At 46.8% G+C, this 21382-nt stretch carries 17 protein-coding genes, 1 pseudogene and 2 riboswitches; of the genes and pseudogenes, 8 read left to right on the top strand and 10 right to left on the bottom strand.

All coding sequences use genetic code 11. The annotated features are described in order from the left end of the window. Positions 1–71: 71 nt before the first annotated feature. From serB to clpA, 4 genes are all read left to right on the top strand, one after another. Positions 72–902 carry a phosphoserine phosphatase SerB gene (serB, locus tag B2337_RS10750; RefSeq protein ID WP_292414946.1) on the top strand — a complete coding sequence of 277 codons (831 nt, stop codon included), beginning with the start codon at positions 72–74 and terminating at the stop codon, positions 900–902. A 73-nt stretch (positions 903–975) separates the two neighbouring features. Beyond that, the gene (gene grxD / locus B2337_RS10745; protein WP_292361401.1) at positions 976–1287 is read left to right on the top strand and encodes a Grx4 family monothiol glutaredoxin; all 312 of its coding nucleotides are present in this window, start codon (positions 976–978) and stop codon (positions 1285–1287) included. Between the two features lie 8 nt (positions 1288–1295). After that, positions 1296–1622 carry an ATP-dependent Clp protease adapter ClpS gene (clpS, locus tag B2337_RS10740; RefSeq protein WP_292361400.1) on the top strand — a complete coding sequence of 109 codons (327 nt, stop codon included), beginning with the start codon at positions 1296–1298 and terminating at the stop codon, positions 1620–1622. Positions 1623–1654: 32 nt separating this feature from the next. After that, the gene (gene clpA / locus B2337_RS10735) at positions 1655–3904 is read left to right on the top strand and encodes an ATP-dependent Clp protease ATP-binding subunit ClpA (RefSeq protein ID WP_292361399.1); all 2250 of its coding nucleotides are present in this window, start codon (positions 1655–1657) and stop codon (positions 3902–3904) included. Between the two features lie 362 nt (positions 3905–4266). Here the strand turns inward: clpA and cobO are convergent, their stop codons facing one another. From cobO to B2337_RS10685, 10 genes are read right to left on the bottom strand one after another with little or no spacing between them, the layout of a single operon-like run. After that, on the bottom strand, positions 4267–4875 hold the full coding sequence (cobO, locus tag B2337_RS10730) for a cob(I)yrinic acid a,c-diamide adenosyltransferase (protein WP_292414947.1): 609 nt from the start codon (positions 4873–4875) through the stop codon (positions 4267–4269). Between the two features lie 7 nt (positions 4876–4882). Beyond that, entirely contained in the window at positions 4883–5605 is a 723-nt protein-coding gene (locus tag B2337_RS10725) for an adenosylcobinamide-GDP ribazoletransferase (RefSeq protein ID WP_292414948.1), read from the bottom strand. Further along, positions 5605–6663, bottom strand: a complete 1059-nt coding sequence (cobT, locus tag B2337_RS10720; protein WP_292414949.1) for a nicotinate-nucleotide--dimethylbenzimidazole phosphoribosyltransferase — start codon at positions 6661–6663, stop codon at positions 5605–5607. Before cobT ends, B2337_RS10725 begins: the two co-directional genes overlap by 1 nt. Continuing rightward, complete coding sequence (gene cobU / locus B2337_RS10715) at positions 6664–7182, bottom strand: bifunctional adenosylcobinamide kinase/adenosylcobinamide-phosphate guanylyltransferase (RefSeq protein WP_292361395.1); 519 nt, start codon at positions 7180–7182, stop codon at positions 6664–6666. After that, the gene (locus B2337_RS10710; protein ID WP_292414950.1) at positions 7175–8683 is read right to left on the bottom strand and encodes a cobyric acid synthase; all 1509 of its coding nucleotides are present in this window, start codon (positions 8681–8683) and stop codon (positions 7175–7177) included. Before B2337_RS10710 ends, cobU begins: the two co-directional genes overlap by 8 nt. Further along, a complete protein-coding gene (gene cobD, locus B2337_RS10705) occupies positions 8638–9627 on the bottom strand; it encodes a threonine-phosphate decarboxylase CobD (RefSeq protein ID WP_292361393.1) in 990 nt (329 codons plus the stop codon). Before cobD ends, B2337_RS10710 begins: the two co-directional genes overlap by 46 nt. Then, positions 9620–10528, bottom strand: coding sequence for an adenosylcobinamide-phosphate synthase CbiB (gene cbiB, locus B2337_RS10700; protein WP_292414951.1), 909 nt, complete (start codon positions 10526–10528; stop codon positions 9620–9622). The genes cobD and cbiB overlap by 8 nt, the downstream gene beginning before the upstream one ends. Continuing rightward, positions 10525–11187: a 5,6-dimethylbenzimidazole synthase gene (bluB, locus tag B2337_RS10695; protein ID WP_292414952.1), complete on the bottom strand. Its 663-nt coding sequence runs from the start codon at positions 11185–11187 to the stop codon at positions 10525–10527. Before bluB ends, cbiB begins: the two co-directional genes overlap by 4 nt. Then, positions 11184–12476 carry a cobyrinate a,c-diamide synthase gene (locus B2337_RS10690; protein ID WP_292414953.1) on the bottom strand — a complete coding sequence of 431 codons (1293 nt, stop codon included), beginning with the start codon at positions 12474–12476 and terminating at the stop codon, positions 11184–11186. Before B2337_RS10690 ends, bluB begins: the two co-directional genes overlap by 4 nt. Further along, complete coding sequence (locus B2337_RS10685) at positions 12476–13051, bottom strand: hypothetical protein (RefSeq protein WP_292414954.1); 576 nt, start codon at positions 13049–13051, stop codon at positions 12476–12478. The genes B2337_RS10690 and B2337_RS10685 overlap by 1 nt, the downstream gene beginning before the upstream one ends. A 55-nt stretch (positions 13052–13106) precedes the next feature. Further along, positions 13107–13309: riboswitch (cobalamin riboswitch) on the bottom strand. Positions 13310–13388: 79 nt separating this feature from the next. Next, positions 13389–13583, top strand: a riboswitch (cobalamin riboswitch). A 61-nt stretch (positions 13584–13644) separates the two neighbouring features. Between B2337_RS10685 and B2337_RS10680 the strand changes: the two genes are divergently transcribed. The 4 genes and pseudogenes from B2337_RS10680 to B2337_RS10665 form a co-directional block, all read left to right on the top strand. Continuing rightward, positions 13645–15474, top strand: a complete 1830-nt coding sequence (locus B2337_RS10680; RefSeq protein ID WP_292414955.1) for a TonB-dependent receptor domain-containing protein — start codon at positions 13645–13647, stop codon at positions 15472–15474. Positions 15475–15656: 182 nt separating this feature from the next. Continuing rightward, positions 15657–16841 carry an O-succinylhomoserine sulfhydrylase gene (locus tag B2337_RS10675; RefSeq protein WP_292361387.1) on the top strand — a complete coding sequence of 395 codons (1185 nt, stop codon included), beginning with the start codon at positions 15657–15659 and terminating at the stop codon, positions 16839–16841. Between the two features lie 129 nt (positions 16842–16970). After that, the gene (locus B2337_RS10670) at positions 16971–18749 is read left to right on the top strand and encodes a vWA domain-containing protein (protein WP_292414956.1); all 1779 of its coding nucleotides are present in this window, start codon (positions 16971–16973) and stop codon (positions 18747–18749) included. Continuing rightward, positions 18750–21382, top strand: a pseudogene (locus B2337_RS10665) (hypothetical protein); the annotation flags it as partial.

The raw sequence follows: 21382 nt of genomic DNA, 5'->3' as shown, positions 1-21382 counted from the left end.
ACGACTGTCTTTGCATACGGCGAGCTGACATAAGTCAGTTCGCCGTTTGTCTTTTATGACTGGATAAAAACATGACACAGATTATTGTTCAGGGACCACAATTAACGCATGAACTGGCCAATGACATTGCCGAAAAACTGGCTGGAAACTGCCGTTGGCAAAATCGCTATGCATTAATTGAAAATACTCAGCATGCTGACTTAACCATGTTGCGGCAACAGTTTCCAGTAGACATTAATGTCTTACCCGTCAACTTTGTGGCAGATGATTGCCGGTTGATTGTGATGGATATGGACTCCACTTTGATCAATATCGAATGTATTGATGAAATTGCCGATTTTATGGACCTTAAACCGCAAGTGGCGGCAATAACCGAAGCGGCAATGCGCGGCGAGATTGATTTTGAAACATCATTAAAAAAACGGGTAGCTTTATTAAAAGGATTGCCCGTCGATATGTTGGATCGGGTCTATAACGAACGTTTGATGCTCAATCCTGGTGCAGAGTTGATGTTAAAAACGGTGCAACAGGCTGGTATGAAAACAGCGCTGGTTTCCGGTGGTTTTACGTTTTTTACTGATAAGCTGAAAAAGCGTTTGAATCTGGATTTTACTCAGGCCAACGTGCTGGCGGAAGCAAATGGTTTGCTGACTGGAGAAGTTAAAGGAGCCATTTGTGGGGCACAGGCCAAAGCTGACTTTTTAATAAAATGCTGCGCTGACCTGGGTATAGAAAATAGTCAGTCCATTGCTATTGGCGATGGTGCAAATGATCTTTTGATGATGGCTGAAGCCGGTATGAGTGTGGCTTATCATGCTAAACCCAAAGTACAGGAAGTTGCCGATACTACATTTAATTTTTGTGGTCTCGATGGTGTGTTGGGACTATTGCAACGATCTTAATCAAAGGCGTAATCTTGAATTAACAGCAGGTGCCCCCATCTGCTACAACTAACTAAACAAAGAGGTAACATCGATGGATATTATGGAGCGCATTAAACAGGCAATTGAATCAAATTCTGTGATTCTGTTTATGAAAGGTACGCCTGAGTTTCCGCAATGTGGATTTTCCAGTCGTTCATCACAAGCGCTGACTGCCTGTGGCTCAGAATTTGCTTATGTAAATGTACTGGCTGACCCGGAAGTACGCGAAAATCTTCATCGCTATGCTGACTGGCCAACCTTCCCACAACTCTATATCAACGGTGAATTAGTAGGTGGATGTGACATTATTATGGAACTGTATGAGAGCGGTGAACTCAAACAGATGGTTGATGCAGCGAGTTGATTTTTGCTATGGCAGAAAAACGTGATCAAGATTGGCAGGCCGAGAACGGTTTTGCGGTTGCGCCATCTAAACCTGATTTAAAACAACCACCCAAATATCGGGTGATCATGATGAATGATGATTACACGCCGATGGACTTTGTGGTGGAGGTTTTGGAAACCTTATTTGATATGGGGCGTGAAAGAGCCACACGTACCATGTTACAAGTGCACACAGAAGGGCAGGCTTTGTGCGGGATCTTTACATTTGAGATTGCCGAAGCCAAAGTGGAACAGGTAAACAGTTATGCCCAAAGACATGGGCATCCTCTACAGTGCACCATGGAACAGGATTGAGATGGCTGCAATGACAACAGGCGGATAGCAATATGCTGAGTAAAGAACTTGAACACACGCTAAGTCAGGCATTCAACTATGCTCGACAAAGATCCCATGAATTTCTCACGGTTGAACATTTATTACTGGCCCTGCTGGAGAACGGACAGGCGCTGGCGGTACTTAAAGCCTGTGAGGTGGATATCAATGCTTTGCGTCAGGATCTGACCGATTTTCTTGCCGATAACTTGCCTACTTTGGCCGAAGACAGCGAGCGTGAAACTCAGCCAACCTTGGCTTTCCAGCGGATTCTGCAACGTGCTGTGATGCATGTACAGTCTTCCGGTGGTGAAGAGGTCACTGGTGCTAACGTTTTAGTGTCCATTTTCTCAGAACAGCAATCTCAAGCGGTTTATTTATTGCAGAAGCAGGATGTCAGTCGGCTGGATGTGGTGAATGCCATCAGTCATGGTGGTATTGAAAACCTGGCCGAAGAAACCAAAAGCGAAAAGATTGAAGTTGAAGACGGAAATTCTGAAAGTAAAAGCCCCTTGGCTCTATATGCGACTAATCTGAATGCTGAAGCAAAACTGGGTCGAATCGATCCGCTTATTGGCCGTGCCCATGAGATTGAACGGACTTTGCAGGTCCTTTGCCGCCGTCGTAAAAACAATCCATTGTTTGTCGGTGAAGCCGGGGTGGGCAAAACTGCACTGGCGGAAGGTCTTGCCAAGCGTATTGTTGATGGTGAAGTGCCGGAAGTGCTTGAACAGGCCGTGGTTTATTCACTGGACATGGGCGCGTTGGTCGCTGGTACTAAATACCGTGGGGATTTTGAAAAACGATTGAAGGCTCTGCTGCGCGAAATTAAACAGCAGGATCATGCCATTTTGTTCATTGACGAAATTCACACCATGATCGGTGCAGGAAGTGCCGGTAACAGTGCGATGGATGCAGCCAACTTGCTTAAACCATTACTGGCTAACGGGGAATTAAAGTGTATTGGCTCGACCACTTATCAGGAATATCGCAATATCTTTGAACATGACCGTGCTTTGGCGCGTCGTTTTCAAAAAATTGATGTGCCTGAGCCATCTGTGGCTGAAACCATTGAAATTCTTAAAGGCCTCAAGCCAGGATTAGAGCTGCATCATAATGTGCGTTATTCCAATGCGGCCATTGAACAGGCTGCAGAACTTGCTGCGCGTCATATTAATGATCGTTATCTGCCTGACAAAGCGATTGATGTACTGGATGAAGTCGGTGCAGCACAACGTATTTTGCCAAAATCAAAACGTAAAAAAATGATTGGTGTGCCCGATGTGCAGCAGATCGTTGCCAAGATTGCCCGTATTCCGGCTAAAACAGTCAGCAATGCCGATAAAGACAATCTGCGTAATCTTGAGCCAAATCTGAAACACGTTATTTTCGGTCAGGATGATGCAATTTCTGCATTAAGCTCGGCGATTAAAATGGCTCGTTCTGGTTTGGGACATCCCGAAAAGCCGACAGGAGCATTCCTGTTTGCCGGACCGACAGGGGTGGGTAAAACAGAAGTCACCCGCCAGTTAGCACGTATCTTAGGCGTTGAACTGATTCGTTTTGATATGTCCGAGTATATGGAGCCGCATACGGTGTCACGTCTGATTGGTGCGCCTCCCGGCTATGTCGGGTTTGATCAGGGGGGGCTATTGACTGATGCGATTATCAAGCAGCCTCATGCGGTGTTATTGCTTGATGAAATTGAAAAAGCCCATCCGGATGTGTTCAATCTGTTATTGCAAGTCATGGACCATGGTACGTTAACCGATAATAATGGCCGCAAGGCTGATTTCCGCCATGTGGTGCTTGTGATGACCAGTAATGCCGGCGCACAGGAAATGGGCCGCAGTTCCATTGGCTTTACCAAGCAGGAACACCATATGGATGGCGCTGAAGCATTGAAACGTGCTTTCTCACCGGAATTCCGTAATCGTCTGGATGGCATCATTCAATTCCAACCTCTGAGTAAAGAAGCGATTCTGCGTGTTGCGGACAAAGCGGTGCTTGAATTGGAAATGTTGTTGCAGGACAAAAACGTCACTATTGAAATTGAAAATGATGCACGGGAATGGCTGGCAGAGCATGGCTATGATGTGCAAATGGGGGCCAGACCCATGGCGCGGCTGGTACAGGAAAAAATCAAACGGCCGCTGGCGGATGAACTGTTATTTGGTCAGCTCAGTGATGGTGGTCATGTTCGGGTTATCCTGAAAAACGATGAACTGGTTTTGGATATCGTCAAAGAAACCGAATCAGTCTGAGTCAATAAATGAAAGCCCGGTAGAGTAATTAACTACCGGGCTTTTTTATGTCCGTAAATTACCATCATCACGATAACGTTATGATTTAATACCGGCAAGTTATTCACCTGTTTCACAATTTCTTCATATCTTTTATAACAGATGTCGCTAACTCACTGATTAAGCAGGACCTATTCGTAAGTTATTGAAAAATAATGAATAAATAGTGTTGGTGGTTTTTTGACCATTTTGAGCAGAGTGCTTAAATATGAACAGCTTAGCAACTAACTCCAAAGTTAAACACAGAGTTATCCACAGAAATTGTGAGTAACTTTACCGTTTGATGACACAGCAAAATCCACGCCAAAACCAGCGTAAATTCTTTAGAGTTCTATGCCTTTTTGTGCCCGAACCCCATCACGAAATGCATGTTTGACATCGTCAATCCGGCTGACAGTATCAGCTGCTTCAATCACGCTATCCGGTGCGCCGCGACCGGTAATAATCACATGTTGCATAACTGGACGTGCCGCAATATCGGCCAGCACTTTGTCAGCATCCAGATATTTCATTTTCAGGACAATATTCAGTTCATCCAGCAGAATCACATGAATGCTGTCGTCTTGTAACAGGGTTTTAACAATATCCCAACCTGCTTCGGCAGAAGCTTTATCCTGTTCCAGATTCTGGGTATCCCAGGTAAACCCATCACCGACAACGTGATAACTGACCTGTTCAGGAAAACGACGATAAAAGGCTTCTTCGCCAGTACTCATCGCCCCCTTAATAAATTGCACAATCCCAACTTTCATATCATGACCCAATGCACGCGCAATCATGCCAAAACCCGACGAGCTTTTGCCTTTGCCATTACCAGTTATACACAGCAATAGTCCTTTATCCCTGCTGGCTTTCTGGATCTTCTGATCGACCACTTCTTTGTGACGTTGCATGCGAGCTTTATGGCGTTGGTTTTTCTCAGAATCAGTCATAATTTTCCTAAAATAAAACAAAAAATATCAGTAATGCCGCTTCAAGCAGTTCCACCATGGCACCCGCCGTATCACCAGTGAAGCCATTTAATCGCCGTTCCATCAAATAGCGCAGCAATAAAAAAACGATTAAGCCAAACAACAGGGCAAACAGGCCGATACTGAACAAAGCTACTACAGCCACGGCAAGTATTAATCGGCGTGTGTGCAGTGCTGATTGCTGTTGTTTGAGAATACTGCCCAAACCGTGAGGACGCACATAGTCCGTGGTTAAAAACAATAACGGTAAAGCGGTGCGGGCCAGTATCACAGACCAGATTAATGCCCACCAGTTCTGTTCGGCGAGTAAAACAGTCAGCATGACAAACTTAATCAACAGCACTAATACGATTGTCACCACCGCAACAGGACCGGCTGCAGGGTCTTTCATAATGCTGAGGGTTCTGGCCTTATCGCCAATACCACCCAACCAGGCATCAGCACTGTCAGCTAATCCATCCAGATGTAATGCACCAGTAAAAGTTACCCAGACAGCTAACACCAAAATAGCAGAGACCATTGGTATTTGAGAGGCCAGACTCCAGCCTAAAAGGCTTAAAACAATACCGATTAGCAAGCCAACCAATGGATAAGACAATAAGGAGCGGCCAATATCCTGTTCAGCAAATTCACCCTGCAATTTGATGGGCAGGATCGTTAAAAACTGCAGCGCTATCAGAAAAGATCGCATCAGCTAATGGCCCCGGCAATCGCCGCCTCTTCAAAAGTCGCCATTTGATTGTGGAGGGCACAGGCCATTCTTAATAAAGGAATGGCTACAGCTGCGCCACTGGCTTCCCCCAGACGCATATTAAAGTTGACTAAAGGCTGAGCATCTATCGCCTGTAAGATGGCACCATGCCCTGGTTCGGCGCTATGGTGACTGAACAGAAACCAGTGACGACTCTCCGGACATATCTGTTCTGCACATAAAGCGGCGACACTGCTGATAAAACCATCGATGATTACAGGAAGACCGGATTTTGCACATTGCAGATAACTTCCTACCATCGCGGCAATTTCAAAGCCGCCTAAATAGCGCAATACAGCGAGCGGCGAATCCAGATGGTTTTTATGCAAAACCAGGGATTCTTCAATGATAGTGGCTTTATGTGAGATGCCTTCTGCGTTGAGCCCCGTGCCTGGCCCTGCCAGTTGGCTTGCGGGAAGATTCAGTAAGGCACAGGCCATGGCACTGGCTGCTGTCGTGTTGCCAATGCCCATATCGCCGGCAATATAAATCCGGGTACCGTTTTGCTGACAACATTCCACGTTATGCTGACCAATCAACATGGCTTGTTGGCATTCGGCTTCAGTCATGGCAGCTTGCTGATGAAAATTGGCCGTGCCATTGGCGATGCGTTGATCCTGTACGCCTTTGATTTCTTCCAATTCTGTGACTGTGCCAACATTGATCACATCCAGCGAGGCGTGCAGGTGTTTCGCAAGGACGCTGATAGCGGCGCCACCTGAAGCGAAATTACGTATCATCGCAGCGGTAACTGATTGCGGGTAGGCTGAAATATTCTCTGCCATGACACCGTGATCGGCAGCATAGACGGTGATGTGCACATGCTCCGCTTGCGGCGAACCACCTTGCATTGCAGCAAGTTGTACAGCCAGCCGTTCAAGCTGGCCTAATGATCCTGCAGGTTTAGTTAGCTGGCTTTGTCGAACCAGCGCTTGATCAGCAGAGTCAGTATCAAGGGCTTTGACTGGCAACGTTAACCAGTGGTTGAAATCGATCATTCAGTTTCCTTTTAATGCATGCGGCAGTCCCGCCACAGTCAGGATGACATTATCCACCATTACAGCAAGCTGCTGATGTAACCGGCCGGCTTCATCACAGAAACGCCGGGTCAGCTCGCCCATTGGCACGATGCCCATACTGGTTTCATTGCTGACCAGAATGATTTCAGCTTGTAATGTTGGCAAGGTATCCAGTAATTGCTGGATTTCATCGCGAATGAATTTTTCGTCATCAGCCAATAACAGATTAGTCAGCCATAACGTCAGGCAATCCACCAAAATGCATATATTGGCAGCGTCCTGTTGTTGCAAAGCAGCGGCCAGATGCAAAGGTACTTCAATCGTGGTCCAGTGAGCAGGACGCTGCTGTTGATGCAATACGATACGTTGCTGCATTTCATTGTCATCAGCACGAGCCGTGGCAACATATAAAACGGGCAATTCGCTGTTGGTAGCGCGTTGTTCGGCCAGTCGGCTTTTACCGGATTTTACACCGCCTAGGATCAGGGTTTTAGCCATTTTCTGCCTTTAAAATCGTCAGTAGTTCTGTGGTATCCATATGCTGTTCTATCATCTCGGCCAGTCGTTCAATATCTGTTTCACGCAAAGTATGATAATCAGGGCTGCTGACATTATTCAGTCCGGCCCATTGCAGCAAGGCATCGCAGCTTTTTGGCTGTTCAAACAAGCCGTGCAGATAGGTGCCGATAATCTGTTGATCTTCGCTGATTGCCCCATCAGGGCCGTTTGATAGCTGTAACAGGGGACGCATCAAAGCTTTGCCTTCACTGATACCAGCATGGATTTCATAGCCAGTGATGGGAACAGCATTTAACAGTAACTGCCCCTGACTTTGCCTAAGTTGTTTTTCAGCATGCAGAGTGGTGATCATATCCAATAAACCCAGGCCTTTTTTAGATGTCCCGACCGTGCTTTCAACACCGTGTGGATCATCAATTTGTTGCCCCAGCATTTGAAAGCCACCACAGATACCGAGCACCTTGCCGCCATACCGCAGATGTTTATCAATCGCTTGGGGCCAACCTTGCTGTTCCAACCATTGCAGATCAGCACTGACATGTTTGCTGCCCGGCAGAATAATCAGATCAGCCGGTGGAATGGGGGAATCCGGGCCAATAAACTGCAAATTTACCTGTGGGTGAAGTCGTAACGGATCCAGATCAGTATGGTTACTGATGCGGGGAAGTACAGGCACAATAACGTTTAGCACATTTTTAGCTTTTGCTACCTGCGAAGTATTAATGGCATCTTCGGCTTCCAGATGCAGGCCATGCAGATAGGGCAACACTCCTAAAACGGGTTTGCCGGTGCGTTGTTCCAGCCAGTCGAGACCAGACTGCAACAAGCTGATATCGCCGCGAAAACGATTAATCACAAAGCCTTTGACCCGTTGTTGTTCAGTAGAAGAGAGCAGATCTAACGTGCCTACCAAATGGGCAAATACGCCGCCCCGATCGATATCGGCGACTAATATCACCGGACAATCCACCGCTTCGGCAAAACCCATATTGGCAATATCCCGATCACGCAAATTGATCTCTGCTGGTGAGCCGGCACCTTCTACCATTACCACATCATATTGATCAATCAGCCGTTGATGAGACTCAAGTACTGCCGCCATCGCAGTTTGTTTATAGTCATGATAAAACCGAGCGTCCATATTGGCGATGGCTTTACCATGGATAATTACCTGAGCCCCCGTGTCACTGTTTGGTTTCAATAAAACCGGATTCATATCCGTATGTGGCGGCAGATTACAGGCTTGTGCTTGAACCGCCTGAGCTCGCCCGACTTCACCACCTTCAGCGGTCACAGCACTATTTAAAGCCATATTCTGGGGCTTAAATGGCGCGACAGAATAACCTTGATTCACCAGCCAGCGACACAGGGCGGTAACCAAGGTACTTTTACCCGCATCAGAGGTCGTTCCCTGAACCATAAGCGTTTTGCACATCATGACGGCACAACTTTTTGCAAGGCGGTTTCCAGTCGTAACCATTCATGTTCCGAAGCGGGCAAACCAAAGCGTAAAGCGGCGGGTGCATCAAATAATCTGCATAAAATCCCTTGTTGAGCCAACTGCTGATGAATATGTGAGGCCTTGTCAGTTTTTATCCATTGAAACAATCCGCAACCACCTGTTGGCTTAAGATCATATTCAGTAAGCAAATCAAACAGGCGCTGAGCATATTGTGGCAGATATTGACGTGATTGTTTTTGCCAATCGGTATCGGCCAGTGCCTGGCTGGCTATCCATCGTGAAACTGAGGCAATAGGCCAGGGACCGGACTTTTCTGTAAGTTGATTGAGCACGACTGGATGGGTGATCACAAAGCCGACTCTGAGGCCCGCCAGGCCAAAAAACTTGCCAAGTGAACGCAAGATAATCAGGCCATTCATCACTGGAAGCGAAGCCAGACTATGCGCGGGCGCAATATCGATAAATGCTTCATCAACTATCAGCCAGCCACCACGTTTCTGCAAACGCTGATACCAATTTAATAAACAGTCTGAGCTGAAGGTTTCACCTGTGGGATTATTGGGATGAACCACAATGACTACATCAAAGTGATCAATCAGCTGATCCAGTTCAAAGCTCTCCAACTCAGATACTGCATGGCCAGCCTGTTGCCAGCAATAGCGATATTCTTGATAAGCCGGGGACAATATGGCAACCCGACAAGCGGGCCGCATCCGGGGAAGTAACTGTATGGCAGACTGAGAGCCAGCCATTGGCAAAATATGTTCACATTGATAATAGGCTTTGGCTTTTTCAATCAGGTCATCTTCAGCTTCGGGCAGTCGTTGCCAGAGTGTTGTTGGAATAAATTCAGGAACCGGCCAGCCATGAGGATTAATGCCGGTCGAAAGATCCAGCCAATCATTGACCGGAATGCCATATTGTTTTGAATTAGCCTGAATGCGGCCGCCATGATTAAGCATGGTGAATTCCTACGATAATACCTGTCACCATCAGCCATAACCCCACGCTGAAAAACACCAGACAAAGTGCACGTTGAATATCCTTTGCTTCAGCCGGATTTGATGTCCCCAGATGGGGGCGTTGATGCCACTCGCCGTGGTAGCAGGCAGCTCCGCCGAGTTGAATATCCAAAGCGCCTGCGCCGCTGGCCATTACCGGACCGGCATTTGGACTATCCCATTTGGATGCCTGCTGCCGCCAACAAATAAAGGCTTTGCGGCTATTGCCAAGCAAGGCATAGCTCAACGCGGTAAGTCTGGCGGGAATATAATTTAAAACATCATCAAGTCGTGCTGCCGCTTTACCGAAATAGAGATAGCGCGGCGTTCTGTAGCCCCACATGGCATCCAGGGTATTGACGAGTCGATAAGTGACTGCACCTGCAGCACCGCCGATGGCAAACCAGAACAGGGTGGCAAAAACCGCATCATTGCCATTTTCCAGTACCGATTCAATGGTGGCTTTGTTGACATCAATATGTTCTTTGTCACGACTGACAATACGACTGGTCAGCGTTTTGGCCTGTTCAATATCACCTTGCTGCATGGCATGCAGAATAGGTTTTGCGTGATCAAACAGGCTGCGGTGACCGATGCATAAAGTTAATACCAGGATAGAAAATAGCGTTCCCCAGACAGCAAACTGGCTAATGAAAAAACTGATAACGGCAAAGGGCAGAACGCAAAGCAGCAAAGCCAACAGGCCGAGAATAAATTGTCTGGAAGTGCTGTGGTGGTTCTGGTTAAAACGGGATTCCAGTTTGTTTGCCAGCGTACCAAAGCCCACCAAAGGATGCAGGCGTTTGGGTTCACCAAAAAACCAGTCCAGAATCAAAGCAGACAGCATCATAATAAACGTCATGATTTGGTTCTGACTGGCCAGCAGTTTTCAAAAATCAGCTCATCCAAAGGTTGACGTTGTCGCCAATTTTCCTGTTCCAGCATGGGTTGTTGGTAAAACTTATCGACATGACCCAAACAAAGAATGGCGACCGGGCAGGCACCTTCAGGAATAGCCAGTAACTCAGAGAGTTGGTCGGGATCAAACAAGGATACCCAGCCCATCCCCAAACCTTCGGCACGGGCAGCCAGCCACATATTCTGAATGGCACATGATACCGATGCCAGATCCATTTCCGGCAGGGTACGCCGACCAAAAATATGCGACTCACGTTTATCCATCAACGAAATAACCAGCACTTCGGCGCACTCCTTGATGCCTTCGACTTTCAGCTGCAGAAATTCCGTTTCGCGTTCACCCAGTGCCCTGGCAGTCAGAACTCTTTCGTTTTCAACGATTTGATGGATAGCGTTGCGGATGCCGGTATCGGTAATCCGAATCATCCGCCAAGGCTGCATCAGCCCTACGCTTGGAGCCTGCCAGGCGGCGTGAAATAATCGCTGCAGAATATCCTGATCGATGGGCTCAGCAATAAAATGCCGTATATCCCGACGCTCACCAATGGCGCGATAAACCGCCTCACGATCCTGGTCATTAAAACGGTATTTATCCAGACTCATGGGGTAAACCAGCGGGCGATTAGTTCAGGGGCTGACGGAAAGTAAAAGTGGATATAACTGGCGGTCAGGCGTAGTTGCTGAAATACGGCTTCACTGACTTTGTTGTCATTAGGGGATTCAGCATAAGCAATAGCGTCGAGTTGGTTTTCCAGCAAGGAATGGTGATAGGTATGCCCACGTAAGGTGTGATTATCAAGAGTGACTTGTTGTAAAGCCAAGGCTGTCAGTCTGGCCTGCAATTTGGCATCGGCTGCCAGCACGCCACACATTTCAGCCTGATTACCATGCTTATCGGTTAATGTCTTACAGAGATAAAGCATGCCGCCACATTCTGCGAGAACCGGTTTGTTGGCGTTAATATGCGCAAAGATTGCCTGACGCATTGGCAGATTCTGGCTGAGAGTCTCCAGATGCAGTTCAGGATAGCCGCCGGGCAGATACAGACTGTCTACTTCTGGGAGTGCTGCATCTTGTAACGGTGAAAAAAACACCAGCTCAACACCCATAGCGGTTAAACAATCCAAATTAGCCTGATAGATAAAGGCAAATGCGGCATCTTTGGCTACACCAATGCGGATACCTTTTAATAATAAAGGCAGATCCTCAGCTGGTTCGTTGTGAATAGGGTATTCAGGTAAAACAAAAGCAGGGTTAAACGCGAGGCTATCGGCCAGTTTGTCCAGACGTTCTGCTAAACCATTTATTTCATCAGCCTGAACCAGACCAAGATAGCGACTCGGCAGGCTCTCGACTTGGCGAGGCATGGTTGCCAGGCAGGGTAAATCTTCAGGTAAATGGGGGGTGAGCATTTCAGCATGTTTGCTGCTACCGACACGGTTCGCTAACACGCCTGCCAGTTGAACATCCTGACGAAAGTTGGCCAGGCCAAATGCTAAAGCAGCAAACGTTTGTGCCATGGCACTGGCATCGATCACGGCTAATACAGGAATACTCAGCGTGGCGGCAAGGTCGGCCGTTGATGGCGCGCCATCAAACAAGCCCATCACCCCTTCAATCAGAATGATATCTGCCTGTTGGGCGGCTTCAGCGATAAGTTGTCTGGAGTGAGTTTCACCGACCATCCATAAATCAACTTGATAAACCGGATGGCCGGAGGCAAAAGACAGGATCATTGGGTCCAGAAAGTCTGGACCCACTTTGAAAATTCGGACCTGTTTACCCTGACGTCGATAATGCCACGCCAAGGTCGCGGTAACGGTTGTTTTACCTTGACCTGAGGCGGGGGCAGCAATAATCAGCGCAGCGCAGGTTTGCGGCTGCTTTGACATTAACGTAGCTGATTACTGCGCTGGCTCAAATTGGCAAAACGGAAGCTGATATGAATCACCGCGGCAATAGCGATGTAAAAGCTTAATTTACTCAGGTTACCAGGATAGGACTGCACAAACCGGGTCATATACTCAGCCATGGTGGGATCAATATAACGACCTGAAAACCAGTAAAAACCACCGCCACTGAACAAGCCGGCAATTGCAGTCACCGAAACCAGTGTCAATGCAAGGGTAAACAATGCGGTCCAGTTAAATTGGTATTTGGATTGGAACCAGCGACCTGCCAGCCATAAACTGCCGTAAGCGGGTAATAAAAATCCATACGCTGGTGAAACACAAAAATTACTGGCACCACCGATGTAAACCGACATCAAATCCAACACGACAGCCATGCCTAAAAACACTGGAAACCACAATTTGGAAGCCAGATAAAACCCGGCGAGCATAAATACGGCCCAGGAAGCGCTGGGTAAAACATTGATATCGGCAAAATGATGACCGCGAGTCATCACCATTAATAAAGCCAGAAGTGCAGCCACGATCAGTTGCTGACGTTGAGATAATAACGACATTGAGGTTCTCCGATGTGCTCACCCGCACAACTTGGTTAATAGCATTTTCGGTCAACAGACCAGGATATTTCAGGCCGGTCTCCGGACTCATAAGTGGTGCCATCACCAGTTGAACACCTTCCCGTAAAAATACAGTGGCGTAACGTTCAACCTGAACTTATTTACCGTTGCGGGGGCAGTGTCGGCTTTATCTTCAGATGAAAATGCACCAACTTCCCGTTTCATCGCTTTCGCGACACCTGAAACAGCCGACAGAATAAGGATTAGCAGTCCATATTGTCAATTTGGAAATAGACTTTCTACGTTATCGCATTTGACGATATGGCGGGGGAGATCTAAGATGCGCCCCTCTTCAGGTGCTTTGATATCCATCAGAGTTAAACGGGAAGTTGGTGAAAAACCAACACTGCCCCCGCAACGGTAAACGTTGAAAATGCATCCAATCAGCCACTGCGATTCATCGTGGGAAGGCGGATGTACTGGCGCAAGCCACAACGTGAGTCCGGAGACCGGCCTGAAGTTCATCACAACCAAATTGTGTTGTGTGACTTTATTAACCTGGATCGCGGGTGAGCGTATCCCTAGGAGACAATATGAAACCTTCAACAAAGGCGATGCCTTTGCGCGTCTGTGCACGTCTGACTTTAGCGGCACTGGCGACTTCTACCTTCTCTGTTACGGCTCTGGCTGAACAGGAATCCCTTGAGGCCATAACCATTACCGCCAACCGGATGCCTACCGAAAATGCGCTGGCACCCAATAGCGTTATCACGCGTGCTGATATTGAACGTTTGCAAATCAATGATTTGCCTAGCTTATTATCACGGTTTCCAAGTATGGATATTTCAAATAGTGGTGGCTTAGGGAAAAACAGTAGTGTCTATTTGAGAGGAACAAATTCAGATCACGTTTTGTTTTTAGTTGATGGGGTTAAATGGCATTCTGCTACATCAGGCGGTGCTGCCATCCAGGACTTTCCGATAAATCAGATTGAGCGTATTGAAATCGTACGTGGACCAAGGTCTGGTTTGTATGGTTCTGAAGCGATTGGTGGTGTCATTCAGATATTTACCCGGCAAGGTAAAAAACAAGACCCGACCCCCTATGCTTCGGTTGGAATTGGCAGCCATAATACCAAACAGGCCAGTGGTGGTGTCAGTGGTGGTAATGAAACAACGCGTTATCATGCAAATTTCACGCATCAATCCACCAATGGAATTAATGCCAGAGAAGAAGATAACCCGGATCATGATGGTTATCGGAATAATAGTGTTTCAGCAAAAGTTGATCACGATATCAATAAGGACTGGAGTGTTGGAGCGAATTTTTTACGCGCTCAATCACAAAACCATTATGATAGTTTTTCTGTTACAGAAGATTTTTATGCTGATAATATTCAACAGGTTATGGGCGTAAACTCACGTTATCAGTTCACTGATTATTGGTTAATGTCACTCAATTTATCTGAATCAAGGGACGAATCGGATAATTATAAAGATGGCATTCCGGATGGCACTTTCAATACCCGTCATCGGTTTATCAGTCTGGTCAATACTTTTATGCTGACAAAAAATCAACGACTTAATGTAGGTCTTGACTATGATCATGACCGAATTGAGGGCACGATTGATTACGATGAAACTTCACGCGATAACAAGGCGTTTTTTATCAGTTGGCAAGGGCAGGCAGGAAATCACAGCTGGTTATTAAGTTCTCGACATGATGATAACGAAGCCTATGGGGAAGAAACGACCGGCACGGCAGAGTGGGGCTATCAGTTAACACAGGCACTTCAGCTTACGGCGAATGTTGGAACGGCATTCAAAGCCCCAACATTTAATGAACTTTATTATCCAGATGTTGGGTTTTTTGTTGGCAATCCCGATTTGGAAGCCGAAAAATCGAAAAACTATGGTGTTGGTTTGTTAGGTAACGCTGATTGGGGTACCTGGGGAGTCCATGCTTTTCAGAACAAAATACGTGATTTGTTGGTATATCAATTTCCCACCACTGAAAATGTGGCTGAAGCCAAAATCAAAGGTCTTGAATTCGATTTGGCTACAACGCTGCTGAATTGGCAGGTACAGTTCAATGCGACTGTGCTTAAACCCGAAGATGAGGAAACAGGTAATAAGCTACCACGCAGAGCACAGCGCCTGGCGAATCTGCATGTTGATCGTCAGTTTGGCGACTGGTCAATTGGCGGCAGCTGGAAAGTGAGTGACTATCGTTATGACGATGCCGCTAACAACACGCGTTTAAGTGGTTATGGTCTGGTGGACTTTCGAGTGGCTTATCAGATTGATAATGACTGGTCGGTTAAGCTAAATGCAATGAATGTGTTTGATAAGGAATATCAGACAGTCAATAACTTCAATACCTTGGATCGTACCTATATGCTGTCTTTACATTATCAGCCTTAAAATAGGTAGCTTATTTCATGCTCAGTCATTATCGACTGAGCATGATTTTTAGCTTTTAACGGCAAATCATTAATTTTATCTTCCTCGCATGTTCGCCGGATCATTCAGTAAGGATAAAGCTGGTCAGCTATAAGGCTTATCTTTTAGAATGGCAGGATTTTCCAGCGATATTCAGAGTTATCATGACAGATCTCAAAGACCAGGGTTTTGCCACCCGTGCAATTCGTACAGGACATGTAAGAACTCCTGAGGGCGAACATTCCGAACCAATTTTCCCCACTTCAAGTTTTGTGTTTGACAGTGCTGAACAAGCGGCAGCACGATTTGGCGGTGATGAACCCGGCAATATCTATGCACGCTTTACCAATCCAACCGTACGCACCTTTGAGCAACGTCTTGCCTCGCTGGAACAAGGTGAAGCCTGTGTGGCAACAGCTTCAGGCATGTCGGCTATTCTCGCAACCTTTATGGGATTATGTGCTGCAGGGGATCATATTGTCTCTTCACGCAGTGTATTTGGTACTACCCGGGTATTGTTTGATAAATATCTCAGCAAGTTCGGTTTGCAGACGGATTATGTGCCGTTAACCGATTTGGCGGCCTGGGAAGCGGCAATTAAACCCAATACCAAGGCGCTGTTTCTGGAAACGCCATCCAATCCACTCAATGAAATTGCTGATTTAGCGGCGTTATCCGCTTTGGCAAAACAGCATGATTGCCTGTTAATTGTCGATAACTGTTTCTGTACCCCGGCTTTACAGCAGCCATTATTGCTTGGCGCGGATATTGTGATTCACTCTGCTACCAAATATATTGATGGACAGGGGCGTTGTGTTGGTGGGGCGGTAGTCGGTGATGCACAGCGTGTCGGAGAAGATGTCTACGGTTTCCTGCGTTCAGCTGGCCCAACGATGAGCGCATTCAATGCCTGGACTTTTCTGAAAGGTCTGGAAACCCTGGATTTACGTATGAGAGCGCATTCCAGCAATGCCAATCAACTCGCCCATTGGTTGCAACAGCAAAAACAAGTGTCACAGGTTTTTTATGCGGGTCTGAAATCACATCCCGGTCATCAACTAGCCAAACAGCAGCAATCTGATTTTGGCGGCATTATTGCGTTTGAAGTCAAAGGCGGGCAACAGGCTGCGTGGAAACTGATTAATGCCACTCGTTTTATTTCAATTACCGCCAATTTGGGTGACACAAAAACAACGATTACCCATCCCGCGACGACTACGCATGGCCGTTTGTCTGAAGTAGCCCGTGCCGAATCAGGTATCAGCGAGGGCATGATACGTCTATCGGTTGGTTTGGAAAATGTTGAAGATATTCAAACAGATATCCAATGTGGGTTGGATCTACTTTAAGCTCGCCAAGCAAATAGCTGAACTATCGGCATAAAACCTGCATATTGAGTCTGAAATAAAACAATTCGCGTCAGAAAATCGCCAGTGATGACATTTTCTGCCGCTTTTCAAGCCAAACAGGTTGTTTTTATGCAGAGAATATTATGGGTAATACTGGCCCTGCCAGTCATCTGGCTTGCTTGTCCAGCGAATGCCAATGCTGAGTCAAATGCAGATGTCCGCATCATTATTGATGTGTCTGGCAGCATGAAATACAACGATCCACAGAATCTGCGATCACCTGGTCTGCGTTTATTGGGTGGGTTGATGCCGGGCGATGCCGAAAGTGGTGTCTGGACGTTTGCCCGTTACGTCAATATGCTGGTTCCAATACAGAATGCTGACGATAAATGGCGGCAACAGGTCCAGCAAAAATCCTCTGAAATTCATTCCCACGGCTTGTTTACGGATATCGAGCAGGCCCTGCAAAAAGCTACCGCTAATGTTAAGTCCACAGATCCGGCCAGGCAACGCAGTATTATCCTGTTATCGGATGGTCTGGTTGATTTACATCAGGGAAAAGCTGCCAGTCAACAATCCCGGCAAAACATTATCGATAAACTGTTACCGCAAATTAAGCAAAAAGGCTTTCGTATCCATACGATAGCGTTATCCGAAGAAGCTGATCATGAACTACTGAAACAACTCTCCCTCTCCACCGATGGCTGGTACCACAAGGTGGATAATGCCGATGAGCTGGAACGGGTATTTCTGCATTTGTTTGAACAGGCAACCCAACGTGATTCGGTTCCGTTGGTTGAGAATCAGTTCACTATTGATAACAGTGTCAATGAAATGACGATTTTGGTGTTTCGTGAAAATGAAACCGATGTCACCCAACTGGTGCAACCTGATCAGCAACGCCAACAAGCTGATAATCATGAGTCCTCGGTACGCTGGATGCAGGAAAAACATTTTGATTTAATCACGGTAGAAAAACCGATGACAGGTGACTGGTTTATTGACGCTAATATAGATCCGGATAACCGGGTCATGGTGTTGACCGATCTGCGACTGGAAACCATTGATCTGCCAAATAATATTCTGGCAGGAGAGCAATTTGATATTGTTGCTAAATTGATCGACCATGGTAAACAGGTTGAGCGAACGGATTTTCTGCAGCTGGTGACGGCAGAGTTGAGTACCCAGCCACTGGCAGGCGATCCCATCAACAACACGATGACCTTAAACAACCAGACGGCGACGTTTATGGCAAATTTGGGCAAGCTGTTTGATAGTGGACAAAATGATATTGTGATCACGGCAAAAAGTGACACATTTGAACGCCAGCGGCGGCAATCTGTCAACGTAGTAGCATTGCCGTTTGATGTTACCGTTACCCAGCTGGAAACAGACAGTCGAAGTCATCGTTTATCCATGTCAGCTGATGCCAGCATGATTGATCCTGAATCATTGCAAATCACCGCATTGCTCAGCGCCGCTGATGGCAGTGAGTTTCCCTATGATGTGTTACGCCAAGCTGATAACACCTGGCAGCTGACTTTAGCTGATCTGCAGCCGGAAACTGCGTATCAATTATCGTTGCAGATCAGAGGTAAAACCCTGACTGGCCGTAATGTTTTTTTACAGCCGAAACCCATTCAGTTACTGGATGAAATGGGGGCCACATTGACGATTACTTCAGAAACGCCGAGGGCTGCTGACCCTGCTGATAAGCCATTTGAACCGGTGATGATTGAACCAGTTACAGATGAAGAAACAACGATTATTGATGAGACTGTCTTTCGATTATCAAATACTGTCATTTTAGCCATTGGTAATGCCGTTATTGTGCTGTTGTTATTGATGGGATTCTGGTTTTGGCATCGCAGCCGTCGCCGGCAGCTATTACCTGGAGATTTATTATAAATGTCTATGACTGATCCGGTTTTTCAATGGCTGGCTTACGAGCTGGCTTTTATCTTTGCCATTTTGTTTGTCTGGGTTCTGCTTCGTGCCCGACGCAAACATAAACGTGCTCAGGCAGCGGCTGCAAAAACGGCCAAATTAATCAAAAACAATCATGAACAACGTTTTGCTGCATTAAGCAGTCAACTGAGTGAACGTTATGGTTTAAGCGGCGCTGCTCTCGATACCATGGTTGAAGAATTGATGTCGCGGGAAAAGGAAATCTTTAAATCGATAGTCAATCTGTATTCAGAACAGGACGAAAAATCACTGGGAAAATTACCGGAACAGATTACTTCGTTAACGGATGCAACGCTAAGTATTATGCAAGCCGATATTGAGCAGGATCCTGTCGAATCCGAGATGACGGAGGAAATTGCCAGCGAAACTGAATTATCCGAAGAAACGGCAGAGTTTGAAGATCAAATAGAGTCACCTGAAGCGGAAGAAGAACCTGTAGCAGACTTTGACAGTGTGTTTGATGACGAGAATGCTGAGAATGTTGTTGCACAAACCGAACTACTGGATGATGAAACTGTTGTCAGTGACGAACAGAATGATACTTCCGAGATGTTTGAGATTGAACTGGCGGATGTTGAAACTGAAAATGCGGAGGATATATCCAATCAAAACCAGTTGGAGGATGAAACGACCAGCAGCGATTTGGCTGAAGAGGTAAATGAAGAACCCGCTGCAGACTCGGAAGTGGAGATGGCTCCTGAACTGCTGGCAGAATTTGATGGCTTGGCAACTGATGATGTCAATACAGCTGATCAATTGGAACCAGACGTTCAAGACGGGCAAGATTTACAGTCCGAGGCAGTGTTAGAAACTGAAGCAGTCAAACCCGCCATGCGGATGGCGGATTTTGTGAAAAATGACTGGAACCCAACCGTTCCTGATATTTACGGTAAAGCTTCTTCAGAGTTGGCTGCTCCTTCACCAGAGATCGATGAAGCCGCAATGGAAAATGCCGGCAGCTCATCCGAACTTAACAGTATGAAGGCTTATTTAAATAAAGCCTGGACCAATCAGGTGCCGGATGTTTATGGCAAATCTCCCACCCCTGATGCAAGTGCCGATATTCCTGAAAATACGGCGGCGTTTGAACATCAGGAGCTGAAATTCCATGCTTTTGAAAGTGGAGATATCAATCCACTGGATTTAATGAATCCAGTTCAGCCTGCCGAAATTGAATTAGACATTGATCAGGCTGTTGAAATGGAGCCTGCTGGGGAAGCCGGGATTTCGGTCGCGGAAATCGATGAATTGATGCGCATCAAAGATGCTACAGATGAGCCGGAAGTTTCCAAAAAAGAAAATAATAATGAAACACCCGACAGAATCATTGATGAGATCACCACGCCAGAACAAGATGATATGGCGCAATCGGTTACTGCTGATGAAGTCACCGAAGTACTTGAACAAGCGATATCAGAAGCTGATGCAAATCCAATAGATGATGTTTCGCCTGAGGGAGGTGAGTCCTCAGCGCAATATGCTGAAAAAATGGCCGCGGTAGAACCGGCAGGTCTTGATGAAACAGCCAGTGACGCAGCGGAAGATTTGCTGGAACACACGCAACAAATCGAAAACATAACCTCCGGACCTGAACAGCCCTTGAAGCAAGAGCAAGCCGAGGTTCCAGATGCAGAGGATTTAGACCCGCTACTAACCGAGAATGCCTCTTTTGCTGATTCACTATTAAAAGAATCTGAGAATACCGGTTTGCTCGTTGAAGAGAGTGACTCGACTGTTCTGGAAAAAGAACAGGAGGAATTCACTGAAAATGCAGAATCTAACGGGCTGGAACAACGGGTTGAAACTGAGATGCCGGAAGCTGTAGCTGATGAAGTTGTTCCGGAAGAGCCTCATCAGCCATCAGAGCCAGAATCCAATGAAATGAGGGAAGCAACTCAGGATGTTGTGAATAGCTCTGATCATGAAGAAATACCGGCTGTAGATGAGTTGAGCCCAGAAACGGCTGAAGCTGGCGAGCCGGAACAAACCGCCGAACCAGCGCCAGAAGCTTTAACGGAAGAAACGGAACCCGAAGTTCAGGATTCATCCTTAGCGATGACATCAAGTGAAGCGCCTGAAGCAACACGGGATCTAACAGATCTCCCCGATGTTAAAGAAACAGTGGCTTTAGAGGAATCAACTCCAGAAACGGCTGAACCTGGCGAGCCGGAACAAGCCGCCGAACCAGCGCCAGAAGCTTTAACGGAAGAAACAGAACTCGAAGTTCAGGATTCATCCTCAGCGATGGCATCAAGTGAAGCGCCTGAAGCAACACGAGATCTAACAGATCTCCCCGATGTTAAAGAAACAGTGGCTTTAGAGGAATCAAGTCCAGAAACGGCTGAACCTGGCGAGCCGGAACAAGCCGCCGAACCAGCACCAGAAGCTTTAACGGAAGAAGTGGAACCAGCAGAGCAAATTTCTCCGTTGGAGCTGGAATTCCAAGAGGCCCTGTCCGTTGAAGATCCCAGTTCAGACATCGACAGCCAGCAATTAACTGAAGATGCGTTCAACGATTTGGTTGAAACAAACCAGACAGAAAACAATATTGCCGAAGCCGAAGCCGAAGCCGA

The organism is Methylophaga sp. UBA3192, from assembly GCA_002363955.1.
In the GTDB taxonomy this organism is placed as follows: domain Bacteria; phylum Pseudomonadota; class Gammaproteobacteria; order Nitrosococcales; family Methylophagaceae; genus Methylophaga.
This window is presented reverse-complemented; position numbering and strand designations above follow the sequence as displayed.

Bases quoted from the DNA above. Each gene is read 5' to 3' on its own strand.
- clpS (WP_292361400.1), top strand. From the start codon at position 1,296: ATGGCAGAAAAACGTGATCAAGATTGGCAGGCCGAGAACGGTTTTGCG.
- cobO (WP_292414947.1), bottom strand. From the start codon at position 4,875: ATGACTGATTCTGAGAAAAACCAACGCCATAAAGCTCGCATGCAACGT.
- grxD (WP_292361401.1), top strand. From the start codon at position 976: ATGGATATTATGGAGCGCATTAAACAGGCAATTGAATCAAATTCTGTG.
- B2337_RS10690 (WP_292414953.1), bottom strand. From the start codon at position 12,476: ATGTCAAAGCAGCCGCAAACCTGCGCTGCGCTGATTATTGCTGCCCCC.
- cobD (WP_292361393.1), bottom strand. From the start codon at position 9,627: ATGCTTAATCATGGCGGCCGCATTCAGGCTAATTCAAAACAATATGGC.
- B2337_RS10680 (WP_292414955.1), top strand. From the start codon at position 13,645: ATGAAACCTTCAACAAAGGCGATGCCTTTGCGCGTCTGTGCACGTCTG.
- B2337_RS10710 (WP_292414950.1), bottom strand. From the start codon at position 8,683: ATGGTTACGACTGGAAACCGCCTTGCAAAAAGTTGTGCCGTCATGATG.
- B2337_RS10670 (WP_292414956.1), top strand. From the start codon at position 16,971: ATGCAGAGAATATTATGGGTAATACTGGCCCTGCCAGTCATCTGGCTT.
- serB (WP_292414946.1), top strand. From the start codon at position 72: ATGACACAGATTATTGTTCAGGGACCACAATTAACGCATGAACTGGCC.
- cobT (WP_292414949.1), bottom strand. From the start codon at position 6,663: ATGATCGATTTCAACCACTGGTTAACGTTGCCAGTCAAAGCCCTTGAT.
- B2337_RS10685 (WP_292414954.1), bottom strand. From the start codon at position 13,051: ATGTCGTTATTATCTCAACGTCAGCAACTGATCGTGGCTGCACTTCTG.
- B2337_RS10675 (WP_292361387.1), top strand. From the start codon at position 15,657: ATGACAGATCTCAAAGACCAGGGTTTTGCCACCCGTGCAATTCGTACA.
- cbiB (WP_292414951.1), bottom strand. From the start codon at position 10,528: ATGACGTTTATTATGATGCTGTCTGCTTTGATTCTGGACTGGTTTTTT.
- B2337_RS10725 (WP_292414948.1), bottom strand. From the start codon at position 5,605: ATGCGATCTTTTCTGATAGCGCTGCAGTTTTTAACGATCCTGCCCATC.
- clpA (WP_292361399.1), top strand. From the start codon at position 1,655: ATGCTGAGTAAAGAACTTGAACACACGCTAAGTCAGGCATTCAACTAT.
- bluB (WP_292414952.1), bottom strand. From the start codon at position 11,187: ATGAGTCTGGATAAATACCGTTTTAATGACCAGGATCGTGAGGCGGTT.
- cobU (WP_292361395.1), bottom strand. From the start codon at position 7,182: ATGGCTAAAACCCTGATCCTAGGCGGTGTAAAATCCGGTAAAAGCCGA.